Genomic DNA, 2,819 nt, shown 5'->3' with positions numbered 1-2,819 from the left:
GACAGGTCGGGCACCGACCAGTCGAGCCGCGCGAGGCCGCCGCTTGTGGTGTCGCCGGAAACGCCGGCATTGCCGACGGCGACGTCGAGGCCTTTTGCCTTCAAGGCCGCCTGCAATTTATCGGTGAAGCCCTCATCGGGACCAAGGCTGAACCCCGCCATCAGGCTGTCGCCGAAGCCGACGATCTTGAACGTATCGGCGCGCGCCGGCGAAATAGCGCCGCAAACCGCCAGGAGAAGAGTGAGGGCTGCGGCAGCTGAGTGTTTGAAAGCCATGCGGCGAGCCCCATATGACCGACACGATTCATGCAAAGGAGACATTTTTTGCCTCCTTCTTCCACCATATAGGGCGCATTCATTGTGACAGAAGCCGTCATCGCATTGAGGGATGTCTCGCTGACGCTGGGCGAGGGCGCCTCCTCCGTCCATGTGCTGAAGGGCGTCAGCCTCGATGTGGCCGCCGGCGAAGCCACCGGCATCGTCGGCCCGTCGGGATCCGGCAAGTCCACCTTGCTGATGGTTCTGGCCGGGCTGGAAAGGGTCGATTCGGGCACGGTGCGGATCGCCGGCGAATTGCTCAACGGCAAAAGCGAGGACCAGATTGCTTCGTTTCGAGGGCGAAACATCGGCATTGTCTTCCAGTCCTTCCACCTCATCCCCAACATGACGGCGCTCGAGAATGTCGCGGTGCCGCTGGAGCTCGCCGGGCACAACGACCCGTTCGGCGTGGCCGCGCAGGAACTCGCGGCGGTCGGCTTGAGCGACCGCGTGACGCACTATCCGGGAGAGCTTTCGGGCGGCGAGCAGCAGCGCGTGGCGATCGCCAGGGCGCTGGCGCCCTCGCCGCGCATCCTCATTGCCGACGAGCCGACCGGCAACCTCGACCAGGCGACGGGAAAGCAGATCGCCGACCTCCTCTTCGCCAAGGCGGCCGAGCGCGGCATGACGCTGGTGCTGGTCACGCATGATCCGGCGCTTGCGGGCCGCTGCTCGCGTCAGGTGTCGATGCGCTCGGGACGCATCGAGGACGCGCCAAGACAGGCTAGGGTGCCGGCCTGATGCGGACTTTGAGGCTGGCCCTCCGCTTCTCGCTGCGCGAGATGCGCGGCGGCCTGTCCGGCTTCATGATCTTCCTCGCCTGCATCGCGCTTGGCGTCGCGGCGATCGGCGGCGTCAATTCGGTGGCGCAGGCGATTACCGCCGGCGTCGCCAACCAGGGCCAGACGCTGCTCGGCGGCGACCTGCGCTTCCAGATCAACCAGCGCAGCGCTTCGGACGCCGAGCTCGGCTTCATCAAGAGCCTCGGCACGGTCTCGCTGAATTCCGGCATGCGCTCGATGGCGCGGCTCGAGGACGGCTCCGACCAGGCGCTGGTCGAAGCCAAGGCGGTCGACGACGCCTATCCGCTTTACGGCACGCTGGAGACCGATCCGCAGCTGCCCAGGAATGAATTGTTCGGCGAAAGATCCGGCATCTTCGGCGCCGCCGCGCCCGCTCTCTTGTTCGATCGCCTCAATCTGCATATCGGCGACCGCTTGAAGCTTGGCGGCGCAACGTTCGAGCTGAGGGCCCGATTGGTCAGCGAACCCGACGCGATTTCCGACGGTTTCGGCTTCGCGCCGCGGCTGATGATTTCGCACGACGGGCTGGTCGCGTCAGGGCTGGTTCAGCCCGGCAGCCTGGTCGAGAACGCCTATAAGATCCGACTGCCCGATGGCGCGAGCGAGGCGCGGATCAAAGGCATTCAAGCCGAAGCGGCGAAGGACTTTCCGCAGGCCGGCTGGTCGATCCGCACGCGCAGCAACGCAGCCCCGGCGCTTTCCGCCAACATCCAGCGCTTCTCGCAGTTCCTGACGCTGGTCGGGCTGACGGCGCTTGTGGTCGGCGGCGTCGGCGTGGCGAATGCGGTCCGCGCCTATCTCGACGGCAAGCGCGGCGTCATCGCCACCTTCAAGAGCCTCGGCGCCTCCGGGGGCTTCGTCTTCGCCATCTATCTCGTGCAGATCCTTTTGATTGCCGGCCTCGGCATCGTGCTCGGCCTGATCCTGGGTGCGGCAATGCCGTTCGTGGCGAGCGCGCTCCTGCAGTCGGTCATTCCGGTGCCGGCGCAAGGCGGCTTTTATCCCGGCGCGCTTGCGATGGCGGCACTGTTCGGCCTTTTGGTGACGCTGGCCTTCGCGCTGCTGCCGCTCGGCCGCGCCCGCGACGTGCCGGCAACGGCGCTGTTTCGCGAGATGGGGTTCGAAAGCCGCGGCCTGCCGCGCCTGCCCTATGTCGGCGCCGCGCTGACGATCGTGCTCGCGCTGGCGGCGCTCGCCATCCTTTCCGCCGACGATCGGCGCATCGCCTCGATCTTCGTCGGCGCCACCGTCTTTGCCTTCCTGGTGCTGCGGCTGGTGGCGGCGCTGGTCCAATGGCTGGCCCGGCGAAGCCCGCGGCTGCGGTCGGTCTCTCTCAGGCTGGCGCTCGGCAATATCCATCGGCCCGGCGCGCTGACGCCATCGGTGGTGCTGTCGCTCGGGCTCGGCCTGACGCTGCTGGTGACGCTGGCGCTGATCGACGGGAATCTCAGACGCCAGATCTCCGGCAGCCTGCCGGAGCGGGCGCCGAACTTCTTCTTCGTCGACATCCAGAGCAGCGATGTCGATGCCTTTGCCGGCCTGGTCGAAAAGGAAGCGCCGCAAGGGATGCTGGTCAAGGTGCCGATGCTGCGCGGCCGCATCATGGCGCTCAACGGCATCGCCGTCGACAAGGTGAAGGTCCCGGCCGACGGCGCCTGGGTGCTGCGCGGCGACCGCGGGCTGACCTATGACGCAAAGC

Annotated in this window: 3 protein-coding genes; 2 read left to right on the top strand and 1 reads right to left on the bottom strand. The window is 66.9% G+C overall.

What is annotated here, in order from left to right:
• The coding region (locus EOA60_RS27030) for an SGNH/GDSL hydrolase family protein (protein WP_348632721.1) at nucleotides 1-275 on the bottom strand (275 nt) is incomplete at its 3' end.
• Nucleotides 276-359: 84 nt separating this feature from the next.
• Here EOA60_RS27030 and EOA60_RS27025 point away from each other — a divergent pair.
• Entirely contained in the window at nucleotides 360-1,058 is a 699-nt protein-coding gene (locus tag EOA60_RS27025) for an ABC transporter ATP-binding protein (RefSeq protein WP_067323692.1), read from the top strand.
• Nucleotides 1,058-2,819, top strand: a 1,762-nt coding sequence (locus tag EOA60_RS27020) for an FtsX-like permease family protein (RefSeq protein WP_128312180.1), incomplete at its 3' end; no start/stop codon positions are given. The genes EOA60_RS27025 and EOA60_RS27020, both read left to right, overlap by 1 nt.

The organism is Mesorhizobium sp. M1A.F.Ca.IN.020.06.1.1, assembly GCF_004023265.1.
In the GTDB taxonomy this organism is placed as follows: domain Bacteria; phylum Pseudomonadota; class Alphaproteobacteria; order Rhizobiales; family Rhizobiaceae; genus Mesorhizobium.
This window is presented reverse-complemented; position numbering and strand designations above follow the sequence as displayed.